Source organism: Galbibacter sp. PAP.153, from assembly GCF_037029175.1.
GTDB lineage: Bacteria > Bacteroidota > Bacteroidia > Flavobacteriales > Flavobacteriaceae > Galbibacter > Galbibacter pacificus.
In genome coordinates, this window is sequence record NZ_JAZEUN010000039.1 from 1 (window position 1) to 18,945 (window position 18,945).

The following is an 18,945-nucleotide window of genomic DNA, read 5'->3' on the forward strand; positions in this document are numbered from 1 at the left end:
ATTCTGTAATTTTATCAATAGAAAGCATAAGCGGAAAGTTTAGTTAAATAATTAAAAATCAGTACTTTAATTTACTAAATTTTCTGCTTTTTTTATGGGAAAACTTTACTTTTTTTATATCGAACTCACGTTACTTTATGTAAAGTGATTTTTTACATACTTGAAAATAATGATTTAATTTGAAAAATTCCTTCCCTTTCTATTATCAATTAGATTCAAAAGATTGCAAGCAAAGCCCAAACAAGTCAAAAACTTTGCAAAATCTTTGATTTACAAGGTTTTTGTTGCTTTGTGGCCATAAAGCAACAAAAAATATGAAAAAAAGCAAATGTTTTACCTGAGCAGAATTTAGGGCATCAAAAAAAGGTCCCAATCTCTTGAAACCCTTGTCATTACTAGTAGCCTTGACAGAACAATTTTCGAACCATTTTATAGATGATTTGAAGAAATTGGCTTATAGTATATCATAATTTACACAATAATAAAAGTTCAAAGTTGTCCAATTTTTAGTTTCAATTCCAGAAGGAAAAGTCTATCATTCCCTATATGGTGGAAGTGTTAGCTCCCCTTTAAAAGCGAACTGTTTATAAGTATAAAACAATTCTTAACTTTGAATACGGGGAGTTACCGGGGAATTTTCATCCAGTCCAATACCATGGATAGCTATCAACGGTTATAAACGGCGTATCCATAAAACATAAACTTTTAAACCAAAAAAAATGGATAAAATACAAATAGAAAGATTGCACACCGATTTACTGACCGCATGGAATAACCAAGAAGCAATTAAAATGGCATCGCTCTTTACCGATAACGGGATATCGATAGGATTTGACGGAAGCCAATATAACGGTAAAAAGGAAATCGAAGCTGAAATCGGGAAAATATTCAAACATCATCAAACGGCCGATTACGTCTGGAAAGTTAAAGAAGTCCGGTTTTTGAGTTCAGAAGTTGCTACCCTCGTAGCTGTTGTCGGAATGGTCCCACCTGGCCAAAAGGAGATTAACCCGGCGGCCAACGCCATACAAACGTTCACGGCAATAAAACACCATAACAATGACAATTGGAAAATTGATCTTTTCCAAAACACCCCTGCACAATTTCACGGCAGGCCCGAGGCCGTAGAAGAACTGACAAAAGAATTAAGCGAACTTATAAGGAAATAAAAAATATAATATCCTATAGTCATAATGCGGGTGAATGTACCAAATTTGAAGGGACTGAACATTAATAAACATATCTGTAAAGTTAAGTGTACAGGTAATTTATCTCCTCAGCACACCTGGACGGCTATTTAAAAGAAGCTACAGAGACCGAAAGTTGAACAGCTATAAATAGTATGAGGAAAATAATTGGAGCATTAAACATGACACTTGACGGCATTTGCGATCATACCGCTGGAATGCCCGATGAAGGTATACATAAACATTATACGGAACTCCTGGGGCAGGGAGGTATGATCCTATATGGCAGGACCACGTATAAACTTATGGAATTTTGGCGAACCGTTTTGGAAAATCCATCCGAAGAAAAATCGATGAACGACTTTGCCAAGGCAATAGATAAAATTCCGAAAATGGTATTCTCCCGCACGATTAAAAATGTAGAATGGAAAAGTGCTGCATTAGCAAAACAAGATTTAAAAGATGAAGTTTTAGAAATCAAACAACAACCGGGCAAAGATATTTTGGTGGGTAGCCGCAGTTTAATCATACAACTCTTAAAACTTGACCTGATTGATGAATTACAGCTTTGCATTTATCCAATGGTCGAAGGAAAAGGTTTGCCTTTCTTTGAAAACATAGACGACAGGATTATTTTTAAGCTGGTCAAAAATAAAACCTTCAATAATGGAGCTGTAATTCTGTATTACCAACCGAAAGACAAGTAAGAAAAACAATAACGAAAAAATAAATTAAAACTATGAAACGGCACCTTGAGAAACTAAAGAAGACAAAATTAATTCTTTAAATGATGAACGAGAAAATACGCTTTGTTTATTTCAACATTGATATGGACTTGAAGAATGGGTTAAAACATAAAACCAAATGAGAAAAACACACGCAATCCTAGCCTTGATCGCATTGACTTGCATAGCTTGTAAAAACCATATAGGCGAAAATCCCAAAGAGAAAAATCAAGATCAAGCGTTAATAGATTCAACAACAATTGATCAACCGGTCCTATTTGCCCCCGGAATTATCTCAACCGGCGATGACGAGTCACATCCTACATTCACAAGTAATGGCGATACGTTATACTTTATTAAAAACACGCCTACTTTTAATCATTGGACAATAGTGTTTTCTGCCTTCGAGGAAGGCCGTTGGACCAAACCGGAAGTGGCTCCGTTTTCTGGACAATATAGCGATGCCGATATTGCGTTCGGTCAAGATGGTAACAAAATATTCTTTATCTCCAACCGCCCGTTAATAGAAGGGGCCAACCCAAAAGATAATACCGATATCTGGATGATACACAAGAACGGTCCTACTTGGGGAGAGCCCGAACCATTGACGGAAATCAATAGCCCTGGCTTTGAATGGTTTCCTACCGTGACCAATGATGGGACGATTTACTTTGGCTCTGAGCGGCAAGAAGGAAATTATGGTCCCAAAGGGACCAGCGACCTTTGGCGGTCAAAGTTCATTGATGGCAGATATACCGAACCGGAAAACTTAGGGGAAATGATAAATACGCCCGGCAACGATATTGAGGGATATATTGCTCCGGATGAAAGTTTTTTGATTTTTTCTTCCAACGGTCATAAAGAGAACCAAGGGGCCTACGATCTTTATATTTCCTATAACCGGGAGGGAAACTGGACCAAGCCCTGTAACCTTGGCAGTGCAATTAATTCCGAGGGGTGGGAATTTGGCGCAAAGTTATCTCCGGATGGGAATTATTTGTTCTTTGCCAGTAACCGAAATCTATTTTCACAGCCTTTGAAAAAACGGTTAAGTTATGATCAATTAATTGAAAAACTCCATGGTCCGGGCAATGGCCTTAGGGATATTTATCAGGTCAGTATAGAAACCATATGTGACCAATGTGGAAGTACGATCATAAAAAGTAGGGATAATTTGTAATTACAAATCAGAACAATCTAATTGCTATCCCTTTTTTTCACTTAGAGTTTTCAAATCTGTATACCATCTAGGCATTATTACCATATACCATTGCTTCTGCTGGTAGCATATCGGTTTATCTGCCAATTTACATGATTTTCACCCTATTGTACCAAATTTTATAACAACTATATTTAATTGTTTTATGCAATACTTTTCTTAGCTTATCGATTCTGTAAACATATTTTATACATTCATTTATTTTGCGAAAGTTTTATGCAAGTTTTTATGAATCAGATCTTAGAATTAACAATAATTTAATAATTTATTCAATTAATTTTTAAATTCTAAAAATTAAACTTAAATTATGACGGTTTTATAAAAGTTGATATTGGAAATATAAGTTGTCGTGTAATATGTAATTAAACTTCTAAAGTTTTGAAATCAATAGAACCGTATCAAATCACATTCAAAGAGTATAAAATATTGTTCAACACTTATTATAATCCTTTATGTAATTTTGCAAATAAATACTTAAATGATTATGAAGCATGTAAAGATGTAGTACAAGAGGTGTTTATAAAGATATGGGACAAGCAAATTGGTCTTACAAGTGAGAATGCTATAAGATCCTATTTATATACTTCAGTTAAAAATAAATCGCTAGATTTTTTAAAAAGTAATGCCTATAAAAAGATAAGGTCAATAAGTGACATAGAAATAAAGAAACTAGAATCAGAACCTTACTTTACTCGCGAAGCCATATTAGAAGAATCATCCAGATTGATACAAGAAGCAGTAAATACTTTGCCATTTAAGTGTAAACAAATTATAGACCTGAGCTTAAATGGATATAAAAATGATGAAATTTCCAAAGAACTATCCATCTCCATAAATACAGTTAAGGCCCAAAAACGAATAGCTTATGGGAAGTTAAGAGTGATTTTAAAAGGAGCCTTTGTATTGATAGCCCATATTTTTACGGATATTTAAAAAAAATCAATTTTTTTTTAACCCTTTTTATGTTGTTTGCCGTCTTTATATGTGAAGATGACAAAATAAGGAGGGTATTTTTATTAATAATTTAATATTTAATGACTGATTTTAATAGAATAACATATTTGGCAAATAAGCTTGCTGATAAGTTTTTGAGGAGGGAACCTATCCGCGGGAACGATATCGATTCTATAGACTTATCGGAAGAAGATAAAAATTATATTATAGAGTCATTACAAGATGCTAAAAAGGTTGAAGAAAGAAATCAGATAATTAAAGATTTTAATAAAAGTAAGGACGATGATTGGAAAAAAATAAAAGCTGCTATTCAAGTACCATCTTCAAATTTACACTTTTTGAGTGTTATTGGTAAAGTAGCCGCCGTATTATTAATAGGTGTATTTATTGGTTACTTGACTTTTGGTAATCAAATTTTTAATTTGGAAGATAACAGTATAGCTCAATTACCTATAGACAGCATACGTTTAGAACTAGACGATGGTTTAGTAAAAGTCTTGTCTACATCAAGTTCGGCATCGATTAACGGGCCTAATGGGGAAGTCATAGGATGGCAAGATCATAATCTAATTAAATATAATAAAAAAGAAGGGAACGAGTTAAAATTTCACAAATTATATGTCCCTTACGGTAAAACTTTTAAGGTGGAATTGTCCGATGGTACGGTGGTGCATATGAATGCAGGATCAACTTTAGAATATCCGTTTCAGTTCATAAAAAACAATCAGCGGCAGGTTGTTTTAGAGGGAGAAGCGTATTTTGAAGTGAGTAAGGACGTAAATCGGCCATTTATAGTTAATACGGGCCATATGAACATTCGGGTTCTAGGAACAAAATTTATAGCAAACTCTTATAAGGAGGATGCAGAGGCTAGAACTATTTTGCTTGAAGGATCGGTAGCAGTGTTCAAAGAGGATGAAACATATCAACCTGATTCTTCTCCAATTTTATCTCCCGGCCAAATGGCTGTATTAAATAAAAAGGACAACCAAATTACTAGGGAAGATGTAGATACCAATATCTATACGGATTGGCTGGATGGAAAATTAATATTCAGTCATAAACCTTTTCCTCAAATCTTAAAAAGGCTTGAAAGGCATTTTAATTGCTCTTTTGATAATAGAAATAAAAAATTAGCTAAGCAGATTTTTACCGCGAGTTTTGAAGGAGAAAGTCTAGAAGAAATATTACATGCTTTTCAAAAGAATTTTTCATTTGAATATTCCAAAATCAACAATAAAAAAATCATTATTAACCCTTAACATACACAATTTACTAATGAAGAAAGCTTAAAAATTTAAAAAAATCACAGACCATAAAAAAATCGGAAAATGCTGGAACATCTCCCGATTAAATGTAGGTGATTAAAACAATGTTTAACCACTAAACCAAAACAAAGATATGAAAAACCTTTTGAAGTTAAAGGATGTATTTCATAGTACATTAAAGTTTGATCTGAAAATGAAACTTCTTTTGAACTTTTACATCATAACGCTGTTTCAAGTCCAGGCAGACCCTCTTTCCATGAATGAACCTTTGTCCATTCATCTTGACGGTGTAGCACTGGAAGAAGTGTTCAAGGAAATAGAGGAACTAACAGATTACAAGATTTTATATAATGATAATGAAATAGACTATAAAAAAACGATTTCTGTCGATTATGTAAAAACGCCACTTTCAGAGATACTCCATGATTTATTTCATAATTCTGCTATTACTTATGAAACGGTGCAAAATCAAATCATATTAAAAAAAGAAACTACTTCGTTTAAGTCTTCAGGTACTATTTCTGTAGAATATCAACAAACGGTCTCGGGAATTGTGACAGATAATCAAAATGTTCCAATGCCTGGCGTCAATGTTTTGATTGAAGGAACGTCCATTGGTACTACAACAGATTTTGAGGGTGAATATTCTTTAAATATAGATAATGTAGATAATAACGCTACCATTGTTTTCACTTTTGTTGGGATGAAAACCATTCGTCAGCCATTAGGGGGACAAGCTAGAATTAATGTCCAAATGCAAGAAGATGCACAAGCTCTTGATGCCGTTGTAGTCACTGCCTTAGGCATAAAGCGTGAAGTAAGAAAATTAGGATATTCGGTCTCTGAAGTTGAGGCAGAAGAGGTAAGTGTCAACCGATCAAGTAACTTTATGAATTCGCTTCAGGGAAAAGTTGCCGGAGTAAATATCTCAGCTTTAGGTAGTGGTCCTGGAGGATCATCAAAGGTTAGAATTCGAGGACAATCGTCTATTTCTGGAACGAACAGCCCATTAATTGTAGTGAATGGAGTGCCTATAGATAATACCAGTTTTGGAACTAATCCTGGGAGCACAGGTAGCGAACCGGGGACTAGCGATGGGGGTGTGTATTCCGACGGTGGAGATGGTTTTTCCAGTATCAATCCCGATGATATAGAAAGTATGACGGTATTAAAAGGGGCCACAGCGGCTGCCCTGTATGGTTCGAGAGCAAAAGATGGTGTAATTATGATTACTACTAAAACTCGTGGAGAAGGTCAAGGGATTGGGGTGACTTACAATTTAAATGTTACCAATCATACACCTTTAGATTTTACCGATTACCAATATGAATATGGACAAGGTGAAAATGGTGTTCGACCAACAGAAGCAAACCCAACCTCTGGACAATGGTCTTTTGGGGAGAAGTTTCAACCAGGGATGACGCAAGTTCTATTTGATGGTGTTGAAGTTCCCTATGAGCCGGTTTACGACCGAATAAAGAAGTTTTATAGAACCGGAATTGATGTTACAAATTCAGTTTCAGTATCCGGTGGAAGAGAGAAAGGTGGTTTTAATCTTTCGATAGCTAATTTAAAGAGTGAAGGAATTACCCCAAACAATGAATTTGATAGGAAAACGGTTAGCTTGGGGGTTACACACGATCTTTCATCAAAACTTAATGTAAATGTACATATAAATTATTCCCACGAAGAGAACACAAACCCTCCAAACGTTGGGCAGCAGGATAATACAATTCCGGTTTCACTTTATAATTTGGCGAATTCAATGCCATTAGACTTGTTGGATGCTTATAAGTTTGATGAGAATGGAAATGAATATGTGTATTCCAGGTTCCGTAATAGAACAAATCCTTATTTTACCCTTTCAGAACAATTCAATCATATAAAAAGAGACCGAATTTTTGGTAATATATCTGCTAAATATACCATTCTCCCTTGGTTATTTGTACAAGGCAGGATAGGTCAGGATTATTGGTCAAGAGATCAAGAGTACAATGGCTTTCCAACAGGACAAGCATCTAGAGGGCCAGCCCCGCAAGGGTTTGTAAACGGAACATTTACACAAGAAACGCGTAAATTTAGGGAAACCAATATGGATTTTTTAGTCTCGGCATCCAAAGACTTTGGTGATGATTTTAATCTAGGAGTTAACATGGGTGGAAATAGGATGCATCGTCGTACTGATGCAAACCGTGTGGATGTTACAGATTTTGTTATCCGGGATTTATATACCGTACAAAATGGACGTGTGAAGGATCCGACGTATTCCATTTCAGAAAGAGCTGTAAATTCTGTCTACGGGGCTGTAGACCTATCTTTTAAAGATACTTATTATTTAAGCGGAACTTTTAGAAACGATTGGTTTTCCACACTTTCACCAGAAAACAGAAGTATATTGTACCCTTCAATATCTGGTAGTTATGTGTTTTCTAATGATCTAGCAGAAGATTCCAATTGGTTAAGTTTTGGAAAGTTGAGGTTTGCCTATGCAGAAGTAGGGAGCGACACAGACGTACCTCCATATTCAAATGCTTTATTTTATAATATAGATCCAAATTTTTTCCCAAATTCAGAAGGCGTTTTGCAACCGGTTGCAGGAGCCGCTACAAGCACTTTGCCAAATCCTTATTTAAGACCCATGCGAACTTCGGAAATGGAATTCGGTTTGGACTTAAGAATGTTTGATAGCAGACTTTCCTTTGATGTTGCAGTGTATAGGAAGTTAACCGAGGATCAAATAATTCCCGCCCAGATTTCAAATACTTCAGGTTTTGTAAATACATTAATTAATAGTGGAGAAAGTAGAAGTGACGGTTTTGAAGCAATGGTGAATATTATTCCCATTAAAAATAAAGACTTTCAATGGGATTTTAATGTAAATGCATCCTATAATAAAACAAAGGTGCTGAGTCTTTTAACAGACCAACCAGGAGATAGGATTTTAGTAGGAGAACATGTATTTAACGGGTTCTTATATCAGGTAGTTGGAGAAGAAATCGGCCAATTAGGTGGTTTTGGATATAGGCGTGACGAACAGGGAAGAAAAGTATTTGGAGATGATGGGCGAGCTTTGCCATCGGAAGATATCATGTTATATGGCAGTGCATTACCGAAATGGGTAGGAGGAATAACAAATACAATTCGATATAAGGATTTTAATCTTTCCTTTTTAATTGATTTTAAGTTGGGAAATAAAATGATTTCTGGTACCAACTTTAATGCAGTCAGACATGGTTTGCATAAAATGACACTTCCAGGAAGGGATACAGGAGTGATAGGCGATGGTGTTAATTTAGCAGGTGAAGTTAATACAGTAGCTGCCGAATCTCAACAATATTGGGAGGTCGTTAGAGCTTCACAGATTATAGAGCCTATTGTATACAATGGAGGCTATTGGAAGTTGAGACAGGTTACTTTTGGCTATAATTTCAGAAAATTTATTCCGGAAGATGCATTTATTAAAGGAGCAACTATCAGTCTTGTGGCCAACAATGTTTTAATGTTAAAAAAATGGGTAGATAACATTGATCCTGACTCCTTTGCATTTAGCTCTGATAATGTTTCTGGCTTAGAATCTACGGGATTGCCCACCACTAGAAGCATCGGTTTTAATCTTAACTGTAAATTTTAAAGAAGTCATTATGAAAAATATGAAATACCTTCTTTTTTGTTCGGTTGTGTTATTATTTACAACTTCATGCGAAAAAGATTTTGAAGATATTAATACCAATAAAGTTGACCCTACAAGCGTAGATCCGGTTTCCCTTTTTAATAATGCGTTAATAGGGACATCTTTTGCAACTGGACAATTAAAATATGATGCAGCTATAGTACAACAAATTGTTACCCCCAATTCAGGAATTCTTACTGGGGGAAATCATAATCAAGATAATCGTTTTGCCTCAGCTGAGGTTTGGGATGATTATTATGAAACCGTTATTAAACATACTGGAGATTTAATCAGCACTTTAAATGAACGGCCAGAGCATTCTAATTTGTATAATATGACAAGAATAATACAGGCATATGCGTTCATGGTATTAACCGATAGTTATGGGGATATCCCTTATTTTGATGCAGGTGCAGGGTTTTCAAGCCAAATATTGCTTCCAAAATACGATGCACAGAGTGAAATTTATAAAGACTTGATAAACCAAGTAAAGGATGCTGTTTCAAGCCTAAATTCTTCAGCAGAGGAAGTTGACGGTGAAATATTATATTCGGGTGATATTAATAAATGGAAAAGGCTAGGAAATTCACTTTTATTACGACTGGGAATGCACCTGACAAAGGTAGATAATAGTTTGGCCATGCAAACAGTGCAAGATGCTTTTGCAAATGGGGTTATGCAAGCAAATGTCGACAATTATGTAATAAGGCATGATAACAATTTTACCAATCCTATTGGGAATTTCCTGAATGGTTCAGAGGCAAATAATTTTTACCTAGTTGATACGTTTGTAAATTTTCTTGCAGATACTAACGACCCAAGACTTACCTCCATAGCTGTTAGGTATGTAGGTGCTAAATCTGGAACTGAACAAACCGAGGATAATGCCTCTATCGAACCGGATGAGCAGATAGGAATGCCCATGGGACATGATAATAGCTCTATTGGCCAAGCGGTGTCAGAAGCAGGTATCGAGAGTTTTTACGCCTTTAGCCAAGTGGACCGCACCCGAATGGTTAAAATTAATGCTCCCATGTATCTCATAACATACGCTCAAACATCCTTATTGTTGGCCGAAGCTGCAACATATGGCTGGATAAGCGGTTCTTCGTCGACCTATTTTGAAAATGGGGTAAGGGCTCATATGGAATTAATGGCTGAGTATGATGAAGACGCTGCTATTGCATCAGATGAAATTGATCAATATTTGATGGAAAATCCATTTAATGGAAGTTTAGAACAGATTTATAATCAATATTGGGTAGTATCTTTTTTAAATGGCCCGGAAGCCTATGCAAATTTTAGAAGAACCGGTTTTCCACAATTAGTACCAAACCCATATCCTGGGCAAGATATTACGGGAGATTTTATTAGAAGGGTTACATATCCAAGCTCTGAATTGGCTGTCAACAAAGAAAATGTTGATGAAGCGGTTGCAAGAATGGGACCCGATAACTTGGATACTAGGGTTTGGTGGGATAAAGAATAGCATTAAATAAAATAACAGTTTTTAATAATTATAATTTAGGTGTTAACACACTTGGAAAGGGATATTGTGGCCTAGTCAAACTATTTCCTGTCATTAAATAATCTAAAACCAAAATTATGAAAAATGAATTACAGCGGTTAATCGCTAAATCAAAAAAAGAAGAAAAGGCATATGCCATATCAAGAGATCAAGAAATAAATAATCCCAGAACAACAGATCAACGAAGGAATTTTTTAAAGAAAACAGCTTTAGGAGGAATAGGGTTGGCTAGTTTTATGGGAATGTCATTTGAAGATACCATGGCACAAACTACCTCTAAAGTGAACCGTTTTTCCGGGCCTTCCGAGTTAAAAATAACGGATATGCGATATGCCCTTACAAACGTCATGGGTGGAACAGCCATTATTCGTATTGATACAAATCAAGGAATTTATGGCTTAGGTGAAGTTAGAGATGCGGCAGATGTGCGTTATGCCCTTTTCCTAAAGAGTAGGATTCTTGGAAAAAACCCATGTAACGTAGAACTCTTGTTTAAAACAATTAAGCAATTTGGAGGCCCTGCACGACAAGCGGGAGGTGTATGTGCTGTAGAAATGGCACTTTGGGATATTTGTGGAAAGGCATACAATGTGCCGGCTTGGCAATTGCTTGGGGGAAGGTATAGAGATAAAGTAAGGCTATATGCAGATACTCCAGAAGCAGATTCACCTGAGGAGCAAAGAAGGCTTATAGATTATAGAATCAATGATCAAGGATATACCTGGTTAAAAATGGATGTTTCTATTGGTGAGCTGAAAGGGAAGCCAGGAACCATTGTAAATGGAAAATTTTGGGAAAATGGTAAGGGAAATTTAGCACAATGGGGCGATCGAAATAATTTAACGTCATATGCAAATACAATGCATCCCTTTACGCAAATTCAAATTACAGAGAAAGGCCTAGATCATCTAGATGCCATTGTTGAGAACGTGCGCAATATGGTAGGGTATGAAATTCCCATATCAACCGATCACTACGGTCATTTCGACTTAAATAATGGAATCCGTTTGGCAAAACGGTTAGATAAGTATAGGCTTGCTTGGTTTGAAGATATGGTGCCATGGCAGTATACCGAGCAATGGAAAACAATTTCGGATGCCATTGAAACACCAACTGCTACCGGAGAGGACATTAATTTCTTAGAAAACTTCAAACCATTGATACATAATCGTTCAGTCGATATTATTCATCCGGATTTAGCTTCATCTGGTGGTTTGTTGGAGACCAAACGTATTGGAGATTACGCTGAAGGATTTGGAATTGGAATGGCAATGCACCAAGCTGGTACACCTGTGTCTTTTATGGCAAATGTACATTGTGCAGCTGCTACCCAAAACTTTTTAGCATTAGAACACCATTCGGTAGATCTTCCTTGGTGGGAAGATTTAGTTGTAATGACAGGCGGGGGTAAAATGATAGATAAAGGATTTGCTCCTGTTCCCTTAACTGCTCCAGGGCTTGGTATTGAATTGAATGAAGATGTTTTAAAAGAACATTTGCACCCTAGCGATAAAACCTTCTTTGCACCTACAAAAGAATGGGATGAAATAAGGTCTCACGATAGAACATATAGTTAATAATTGAAGTGTTTTAGTTAAAGTTAGCTTGAATTTCTGGTATTTCATCCCTAGTGTATATGTCTGGGGATGAACGCCAGATTTATAATGAATATCAATTTAATGAAGAATAATTAAGGAAATTATGATAAGAAATATAATTACAATAATCGTTTGTGGATTTTTTGCAACTACTTTGACAGCTCAAAGTGTTACGGCTACCTCTGAATATATAAAAGAACTAACATCAAACTGGAAAGGAGAACGGTTTGAAGATGGAAGGCCCAAAGTATCTGATGCTCTTCTTAAGAGGCTCCAAAGTGTTAATATTGAAGAGGCATGGGGATTTTTAAGAGGAAAAGGTTATCACAATCAGTATGATGGAAATTGGAAAATGGTGCATGAAGATGGCGTAATGACAGGAAGGGTTGTTACGGCTCAATATATGCCATTGCGGCCTGACTTTGAAAAAGTCATTAAATTAAAAGGCGCCGAAGAAAAACGAGATACCATTGGGGGAAGTAATTCATGGCCTATAGAAACCCTTAAACCCGGAGATGTATATGTGGCAGATGGCTATGGAAGGATAATTGATGGAACACTGATAGGGTCAAACTTAGGAAATGCCATTTATGCCAATTCTAAAAACGGGGTTATTTTTGATGCTGGGGTGAGAGATTTAGCAGGTCTTAAAGAGATTGAGGGGTTTCAAGGATGGTTCAGAGGTGATGATCCTTCTTATTTACAACAGGAAATGCTAACTTCTATAAATGCTCCAATTCGTATTGGCAGGGCAATAGTATTGCCTGGAGATATAGTTCTTGCAAATAGTTATGGTGTTGTTTTTATTCCGGCTTATTTAATGTCCGATCTGGTAATATCTTCAGAGGTCACTAATTTAAGGGATCAGTTTGGTTTCCAACGTTTAAAAGAAAAAAAATATACCGCAGGTCAAATTGATACCCAGTGGACGAAGGATATCAAGAATGATTTTGTCAATTGGTTGGATAATTATCCTGATACCAAATTACCAATGTCAAGAAGTGAGTTAAATGCATATTTAAAATCTCACGGATATTAATTTTGAATGATTTGGCATGATTATCTGTTTTCGACTGCTTTTATTTCTCTTATTATTATTTGTGACAAGTTGCACATTCGTTGATTGTCAAAATGTAAATCGGCCATTTGAAACTGGTGCAGATTGGCCTATTTATGGAGGTAATAGCTATGGAAATAGGTACTCTCCTTTAGATCAAATTAATAGAAGCAATGTGAAGAACATAAAATTAGCTTGGACATATAATGCAACTAATAAAAAAACAACTGATAAAGGACAAATTCAATGTCAGCCAATTGTAATTAATGAAGTTTTATACGGGACATCGCCAAATCTTCGCTTATTTGCATTAAATGCTGCTACAGGAGCTGAAATATGGAGTTTTACTCCAGAAATAAGCAATAAAACACGTGGAAAAAATACCAACAGAGGGGTGGTTTATTGGAAAAAGGACAATGATGAAAGAATACTTTATACAGTAGGCTCTAAATTATATGCCATTAATGCAAATAAAGGCATACCAGTACCGACTTTTGGCACTAATGGTAAAGTTGATCTCCATGAAGGTGTAGGACAAGGGATTGATAAAGATATTACCTCATTATCTATAACCGCAACATCGCCAGGGGTTATATATAAAGATATATTTATTATTGGCTCTAGCGTTGGGGAAGGCGGTAATGCTGCACCGGGAACTATTAGAGCATTTAATGTAGAGAGTGGAGAATTACTTTGGACATTTCATACAATTCCTCATCCAGGAGAAAAAGGATATGATACATGGCCCAAAAAAGCATATCAAGAGATAGGTGGAGTAAATAATTGGGCCGGAATGGTTGTCGATTATCGTCGCGGAGCCATTTATTTTGGAACGGGTTCACCTTCTTCCGACTTTTATGGAGGAAATAGATCGGGTAGAAATTTATATGCAAACTGTATTCTTTCACTAGATGCGGCAACAGGTAAACTCAACTGGCATTATCAGACAATATTTCATGATTTATGGGACAGAGATATTTCCTGTCAACCTAATTTGTCAACAATAAATTTTCAGGGAGGTCAAGTGGATGTTGTTGTACAAGCTACAAAAGATGGGCTTTTATATGTTTTAGACAGAGATACGGGGAAATCACTTTTTCCAGTTGAAGAAAAACCTGTGCCTATTGGTGGTTTAAAACGGGAAGAACCTTGGCCAATACAGAAATTTCCTATAAAACCAAAGCCATTTTCCAGGCAAGTGGTTCTTGAAGAAGATATAACAAACCTGTCTGAAGAATCATATAACTATGTAAAAACTATCTTTAAGGAATATAGTACAGATAACAAATTTACACCTCCTAGCGAAAAAGGGACACTACTTTTCGGTTATAGCGGAGGGGCAGAATGGGGAGGAAATGCTATTGATAAAGAAGGGATTTTATATCAAAACGCCAATGAAGAAGCTTGGATTCTAGAGATGGTAAATATAGATAGTCTTAAACCTGAATCTGTCAATGATTTGGGAAATACTATTTATGCAAAAAATTGTATGATGTGTCATGGGATTTCTATGAAGGGAAGCGGGCTGTTTCCGAGTTTGGTCGATATAGCCGATCGTTTAACTAAAACAGAAATTCAAAAAGTTATAGCATCTGGAAGTGGTAGGATGCCAGCATTTAATCATTTGTCTAATGAAGAAGTCGATCAGGTTATTAACTACATAATGAACATTCCAAAGGATTCTGATCCTATTGAAGAAGAGCATTCTACATCACAAAAAGACCCATATAAAGCTGTTAAAAAAGAAGAGGCAGTTTTTGGATTTGAACCTAGGTACATTGTCAAAACATGGAAAAAACTAGTAGATGAAAACAACTATCCAGGGATAAAACCACCCTGGGGCACTCTTAATGCTATCGATTTAAAATCGGGAGAATATGTATGGAAAGTTCCTTTGGGAGAATATGAAGAATTGTCAAAAAAAGGAATCCCAATAACAGGGACCGATAATTATGGAGGGCCAATAGTTACTGCTGGAGGCGTTGTATTTATTGCGGCTACACGCGATGAAAAAATTAGAGCTTTTGATAAGGATACCGGAGAGGTACTGTGGGAATACAAATTACCTGCGGCTGGATTTGCCACACCCATTACCTATACAGTCAATAATAAACAATATTTAGTTATAGCTGCCGGGGGCGGTAGAGGATTAAAATATGGGGGGTATTATCTAGCCTTCTCTCTATAAAGTACAAGTATTTAAAATGAAATTTGTTATAAATAAATTAGAACCTATAAAATTAAAATATGAAGTCTATATACATACTATTATTAGTGATTTGTAGTGCAACTCTTTTAAGTTGTACAGAGTCTAAAAGCAAAGAAAGTAATAAGGAGCAAGAATCAACTTTATTGTCAATTTCGCACAAAAGTGCCTTTAAGGAAGTTGAAGAAGCTGTAAATGAACTAAGCAGCACTTTAATTGCTCCTAATCAGGATGTTTTAGCGCAGTTAACCGATCAAGAATTAACTTATGGTCATTCCAGTGGTAAAATTCAAAACAAATCAGAATTTATAGATGATTTGATGCATGGCCCTTTTGATTTCTTATCAATAACGCTATCCAAACAATCAATTCATATTGATGGAAATACAGCCATAGTCAGACATGTTTTTGAGTCGAAAGCTTCTAATGCCGATAAACCGGTAGATGTTAAAATTGGAGTTGTGCTTGTATATATCTATAAAAATAACCAATGGAAATTGCTCGCGCGTCAGGCTTACAAAGTTTAATAAAAAAATATCAACTATCTAATTTGTTACATTTTGAAAAAGAACTTGATAAATAAATTATTCATAGGAATTGCAATTTTATTATTAATTGCATTTGTCATCATGATATCACTGGGAATGATAGCCCAGTCGGGGCCATTGTTAATTAGTTTTTTTATAGTATTGGCCATGTTTTTTTACACGATTAAAGCACTGAGAGGTTTTGTTTATACAATTATGATTTTTGGTGTCGTTGCAATGGGGATGTATTATCCACAATATTTTATAGAGATTGGAGATTTTAAATTAACGGGACTTATTACTCCGCTCATTCAAATTATTATGTTTGGAATGGGGACATCCATGAGCACAAAAGATTTTATTTCGGTTTTTAAAACCCCAAAGGGAGTATTTATAGGTGTGACAGCACAGTTTATTATAATGCCGATTTCGGGTTTTATGCTGGCTTGGATTAGCGATTTACCGCCGGAAATTGCAGCAGGAATTGTTTTAATTGGATGTTCGCCAAGTGGAATGGCATCTAATGTCATGGCGTATTTGGCAAAAGCCAATTTGGCACTGTCCCTAACTATTACTTCAATTGCGACTTTATTGGCTCCATTTGTAACTCCTTTATTGATGAAATTATTGGCAGGAGAGTTTATTGAGGTAGACGTTTTATCAATGATGTGGGGAATTGTAAAAATGATTATTATACCAATTGGAGCAGGATTATTATTTAATAAAATTTTTAGAGGAAAAACCAAATGGCTCGATAAAGCCCTGCCTATTGTTTCTATGTTAGGAATAGCTTTGATAATTATAGTTATTACAGCTGCCGGAAGGGATAGTTTACTGGAGATAGGGCTTTTGCTAATTGTATTAGTCCTACTACATAATCTATTTGGTTATATAATGGGGTATTGGTATGCCCGGGGATTTAAGCTTTCAGAAAGCGACGCTCGTACAATTGCAATAGAAGTTGGAATGCAAAACGGGGGATTGGCTTCAGCAATAGCACATTCGGTCGGAAAAATTGCAACAATGGGATTGGCACCTGCAATTTTTGGACCTTTAATGAATGTTACGGGATCCATACTCGCATCTTATTGGCATAAACGCCCTCCGTTAGATGTAAATGAAGAAAATGAATAAGTCATTTTAATCGTATGATATGCAAAAAGTAATAACATTTGGAGAGATACTAATGCGGTTGTCGCCAATTGGAAATAAACGGATACAACAGGTAGAACAATTAGATTTTTATATTGGCGGAACTGAATTTAATGTAGCCGTGTCCTTAGCTAATTATGGGATAGATGTGAGACATATATCGAATATTTCAGATGACTTTTTGGGTAAGGCTATTCTAAACCGCATAAAAGCCTTTGGGGTTGATACTTCTTTTATAAATCGAGTAAAAGAACCCCTTGGACTGTATTTTTTAGAAACCGGAAGCTCGATTCGCCCTAGTAGGATTATTTATAATCGATTGAGTGGTGCTTTTTCTGTTATAAAACCGGAAATGGTAAATTGGGAAAATTCCTTAAGGGGAATAGGCTATTTTTATTGGACGGGTATTACACCGGGGATTTCCAAAGGGGCCTTAGAAACTTTGAAGCAAGGATTAAAACTGGCTTCAAAAAAAAACATGCAAATAATAACAGATCCTACATACCGGAAAAACCTATGGAATTATGGATTGAGAGGAGAAGAAGTATTGAGAAAGTTAATAACATATACACAAGTGTTTATAGGAGGGGTGAATGAAATAAATAAGCTTTTAAACACAAATTATGATAATCAAAAAAATGGCTTTATAGAGGCCTGCTTGCAATTAACCAAAGAGTATCCAAATATTGAAAAGATATTTGATAAAGTAAGAGTAGATGGAAATGCCTCTCAACAAATCATGTATGCGAGATATTTCAAAGAATCTTTCTATTATGAAACCTCCTTAATCGAAATAAATACTGTTGTGGACAGAATTGGAACCGGCGATGCATTTTCCGCTGGGATAATTTATGGATTGATGCAATATGATGATGACATACAAACATTGCATTTTGCACATGCAGCCTGTGCTCTTAAACATACAATACCTGGTGATTTAAATTTAGCTTCTATAAATGAAGTCTTGGAAATTAAGAAAGGGAATTACTCAGGAAAAATCAAACGTTGATTTCTAAAATTAAATGTAGCAATGAACTGCGAAAGGATAAAAGTGACTCAAAAAATGTATGAAACAGGAATAGTGCCTGTATTCCATCATCACGATATAGATGTATGCAAGTCAATTGTAAGCTGTTGTTACGATGCGGGTATACGAGTTTTTGAGTTTACAAACAGAGGAATCAATGCACAAGAAGTGTTTATTGAGTTACATAAGTATGCTCGTCATAATTTCAAAGACTTAATACTGGGAGCGGGGACAATAATGGATGCAGCTACAGCAGCTACTTATATCCAATATGGGGCAAATTTTATTGTTAGTCCTATTGTAGATCAACATATGGCAAAAACATGCAATCGCAGGAAGGTTGCATGGATACCAGGATGCTCTACTATTAATGAAATTTCAGTTGCAGAAGAACTGGGCGCCGAAGTCGTAAAATTATTTCCAGCTTCTATGGCAGGAGGAGCAGATTTTATTAAAATGATTAAAGGCCCAATGCCATGGACCAGCATCATGGCCACCGGAGGAATTGATGCCGAAATATCAGTAATCGAAAAGTGGTTTAGGGCAGGGGTTCATTGTGTTGGGCTTGGATCTCAGTTGTTTGTCAAAGACAATGAGGGTAATTTCAAATTGCCTATAATTAAAGCTAAAATAGAAGAGATTACGTTTTATATTAACGCATTAAAAAGGGACTAAAGAACTTAATATTCTTAATGAATATAAATTTAAAACCTTTGTATTTGATAATTGACTAAAACAGCACAGAAGTTAAACGCTTTCAAAGCTAATTCCGATAAGAGAAGAGCCCATGTATTATCAAAAATCTATCACGTGTTTTTAAGTTTTAT

The 18,945-nt window shown here is 35.7% G+C and carries 14 protein-coding genes; all 14 read left to right on the top strand.

Annotation, left to right across the window (positions count from 1 at the left end; translation table 11 throughout):
- Positions 1-719: 719 nt before the first annotated feature.
- Positions 720-1,169, top strand: coding sequence for an SgcJ/EcaC family oxidoreductase (locus tag UXI14_RS17485; RefSeq protein ID WP_335967267.1), 450 nt, complete (start codon positions 720-722; stop codon positions 1,167-1,169).
- A 173-nt stretch (positions 1,170-1,342) separates the two neighbouring features.
- Positions 1,343-1,894: a dihydrofolate reductase family protein gene (locus UXI14_RS17490; RefSeq protein WP_335967268.1), complete on the top strand. Its 552-nt coding sequence runs from the start codon at positions 1,343-1,345 to the stop codon at positions 1,892-1,894.
- A 157-nt stretch (positions 1,895-2,051) separates the two neighbouring features.
- Positions 2,052-3,092, top strand: a complete 1,041-nt coding sequence (locus tag UXI14_RS17495) for a hypothetical protein (RefSeq protein ID WP_335967269.1) — start codon at positions 2,052-2,054, stop codon at positions 3,090-3,092.
- 417 nt (positions 3,093-3,509) lie between these two features.
- Positions 3,510-4,064, top strand: a complete 555-nt coding sequence (locus UXI14_RS17500; protein WP_335967270.1) for an RNA polymerase sigma-70 factor — start codon at positions 3,510-3,512, stop codon at positions 4,062-4,064.
- A gap of 101 nt (positions 4,065-4,165) precedes the next feature.
- Positions 4,166-5,347 carry a FecR domain-containing protein gene (locus tag UXI14_RS17505; RefSeq protein WP_335967271.1) on the top strand — a complete coding sequence of 394 codons (1,182 nt, stop codon included), beginning with the start codon at positions 4,166-4,168 and terminating at the stop codon, positions 5,345-5,347.
- A gap of 211 nt (positions 5,348-5,558) precedes the next feature.
- A complete protein-coding gene (locus tag UXI14_RS17510) occupies positions 5,559-8,984 on the top strand; it encodes a SusC/RagA family TonB-linked outer membrane protein (protein ID WP_335967272.1) in 3,426 nt (1,141 codons plus the stop codon).
- Between the two features lie 10 nt (positions 8,985-8,994).
- Complete coding sequence (locus UXI14_RS17515) at positions 8,995-10,512, top strand: SusD/RagB family nutrient-binding outer membrane lipoprotein (RefSeq protein ID WP_335967273.1); 1,518 nt, start codon at positions 8,995-8,997, stop codon at positions 10,510-10,512.
- 116 nt (positions 10,513-10,628) lie between these two features.
- Positions 10,629-12,128, top strand: coding sequence for a mandelate racemase/muconate lactonizing enzyme family protein (locus tag UXI14_RS17520; protein WP_335967274.1), 1,500 nt, complete (start codon positions 10,629-10,631; stop codon positions 12,126-12,128).
- Positions 12,129-12,252: 124 nt separating this feature from the next.
- A complete protein-coding gene (locus UXI14_RS17525) occupies positions 12,253-13,188 on the top strand; it encodes an RraA family protein (protein WP_335967275.1) in 936 nt (311 codons plus the stop codon).
- 193 nt (positions 13,189-13,381) lie between these two features.
- Positions 13,382-15,394 (top strand): PQQ-binding-like beta-propeller repeat protein, encoded by a 2,013-nt coding sequence (locus UXI14_RS17530; RefSeq protein WP_335967276.1) that lies wholly within the window; start codon positions 13,382-13,384, stop codon positions 15,392-15,394.
- 59 nt (positions 15,395-15,453) lie between these two features.
- A complete protein-coding gene (locus tag UXI14_RS17535) occupies positions 15,454-15,939 on the top strand; it encodes a nuclear transport factor 2 family protein (protein ID WP_335967277.1) in 486 nt (161 codons plus the stop codon).
- Positions 15,940-15,972: 33 nt separating this feature from the next.
- Positions 15,973-17,073 carry a bile acid:sodium symporter family protein gene (locus UXI14_RS17540; protein ID WP_335967278.1) on the top strand — a complete coding sequence of 367 codons (1,101 nt, stop codon included), beginning with the start codon at positions 15,973-15,975 and terminating at the stop codon, positions 17,071-17,073.
- Between the two features lie 19 nt (positions 17,074-17,092).
- Positions 17,093-18,100 carry a sugar kinase gene (locus UXI14_RS17545; protein WP_335967279.1) on the top strand — a complete coding sequence of 336 codons (1,008 nt, stop codon included), beginning with the start codon at positions 17,093-17,095 and terminating at the stop codon, positions 18,098-18,100.
- 21 nt (positions 18,101-18,121) lie between these two features.
- Complete coding sequence (locus UXI14_RS17550) at positions 18,122-18,793, top strand: bifunctional 4-hydroxy-2-oxoglutarate aldolase/2-dehydro-3-deoxy-phosphogluconate aldolase (protein WP_335967280.1); 672 nt, start codon at positions 18,122-18,124, stop codon at positions 18,791-18,793.
- Positions 18,794-18,945 lie beyond the last annotated feature (152 nt).

What these genes read in the sequence shown, in the direction of transcription:
- UXI14_RS17485 (WP_335967267.1), top strand. Translation starts at nt 720, where the DNA reads ATGGATAAAATACAAATAGAAAGATTGCACACCGATTTACTGACCGCA.
- UXI14_RS17490 (WP_335967268.1), top strand. Translation starts at nt 1,343, where the DNA reads ATGAGGAAAATAATTGGAGCATTAAACATGACACTTGACGGCATTTGC.
- UXI14_RS17495 (WP_335967269.1), top strand. Translation starts at nt 2,052, where the DNA reads ATGAGAAAAACACACGCAATCCTAGCCTTGATCGCATTGACTTGCATA.
- UXI14_RS17505 (WP_335967271.1), top strand. Translation starts at nt 4,166, where the DNA reads ATGACTGATTTTAATAGAATAACATATTTGGCAAATAAGCTTGCTGAT.
- UXI14_RS17515 (WP_335967273.1), top strand. Translation starts at nt 8,995, where the DNA reads ATGAAAAATATGAAATACCTTCTTTTTTGTTCGGTTGTGTTATTATTT.
- UXI14_RS17520 (WP_335967274.1), top strand. Translation starts at nt 10,629, where the DNA reads ATGAAAAATGAATTACAGCGGTTAATCGCTAAATCAAAAAAAGAAGAA.
- UXI14_RS17525 (WP_335967275.1), top strand. Translation starts at nt 12,253, where the DNA reads ATGATAAGAAATATAATTACAATAATCGTTTGTGGATTTTTTGCAACT.
- UXI14_RS17535 (WP_335967277.1), top strand. Translation starts at nt 15,454, where the DNA reads ATGAAGTCTATATACATACTATTATTAGTGATTTGTAGTGCAACTCTT.
- UXI14_RS17545 (WP_335967279.1), top strand. Translation starts at nt 17,093, where the DNA reads ATGCAAAAAGTAATAACATTTGGAGAGATACTAATGCGGTTGTCGCCA.
- UXI14_RS17550 (WP_335967280.1), top strand. Translation starts at nt 18,122, where the DNA reads ATGAACTGCGAAAGGATAAAAGTGACTCAAAAAATGTATGAAACAGGA.